This window comes from Vibrio sp. Y176, from assembly GCF_033438945.1.
Genome location: NZ_JAWOQS010000128.1, coordinates 1 through 1,041, shown reverse-complemented (window position 1 = coordinate 1,041; position 1,041 = coordinate 1). Strand labels below are relative to the sequence as shown.

The 1,041-nt window shown below is 44.1% G+C and carries 2 protein-coding genes; both read right to left on the bottom strand.

Going from position 1 to position 1,041, the window contains the following annotated elements:
* Positions 1–309 (bottom strand): hypothetical protein (locus R7O13_RS24565; protein ID WP_318304898.1); only part of this gene is annotated, 309 nt, incomplete at its 3' end.
* An 81-nt stretch (positions 310–390) separates the two neighbouring features.
* Positions 391–861, bottom strand: a complete 471-nt coding sequence (locus R7O13_RS24560; RefSeq protein ID WP_318304897.1) for a hypothetical protein — start codon at positions 859–861, stop codon at positions 391–393.
* Positions 862–1,041: the final 180 nt, after the last annotated feature.

The following is a 1,041-nucleotide window of genomic DNA, read 5'->3' as shown; positions in this document are numbered from 1 at the left end:
GTAGAGTTGCTCACCAACATCTTTACACTGTGTTTGATAGAACTGCTCTCTCTCAGAATCGTTGTTGTCTTGTGCTTTAAACTCGGTTTCGGTGGAAGAGAGTTGGCTAAAGCTGTAACCACGTTCAGACAGCAAGTAATGACGAAAAACGGCTCGGTGCTCTGGTATCGCGTTACGAGCATTGGAAGCATTTGCGCATTCCAATAGCGTTTCGTTTGTCATTTTGTCCGCGTTTGTGTCTGTATTTGCAAATGTTGGTACTGCAGTGAAAAGTAGGGCCGTTAACGCTGCTGCTGTGAATTTTTTCATAAATAGACCTCGAATCAGATCAGATAAATTTGAGGACATCCATGCCTGGTGTGACATGCTTCCTTGTTTTTCTTTGTGGTTTCAAACTGTGGTGATCGATTCGCGGCCGTGTTTAAACACGTACAGTAAATTCGCCTCTTTCCGCCCTGATAAACGATAGAGAGAACGTTGGTTTTTTAACATGCCATAGCTATCAGTAGGCAACGGAATAGTTTGCCACGCTAACTCTTTTAATGGAGGAGGCAAAAACGCGACAAGTAGATGGTATTCAGATTCAAAGCTGAGGGAGAGCGATCCGTCATCAGTAGACGTTCGGCGGTAACTCACCAGAGCGAACAAGTCTCGCTTGATGTGGCGCCCAAACCCATCAGAACCCCAATCGTGTTGTTGTGCTTCTGAGTGTGGTGCGTTGACTACGGATTGAAAATCAGATTGCACGAGTTTGTCGAGGCGTTCTGACGTCACGTGATTTGTATTGTGGTGCGCTGCATGTAAATGCCCAGAGAGCATGGAAAGTGTCAGCACAAATAAAATACGAAGAAGATAACGCAAAAAACAATCCTAAACGTCAGTGGGTATAGACTTGGGCAATACATCAGTCGGTAAGTGACCAATTGTGCGTATACTAACGAGACGAAACAGGAATGAACAGTGTTTTAAGCGAATCTAACCAACACCTGAAAAAGCGCTAATAGATTCATGACGTGATTGACTCTCAAAGATTACACAAAT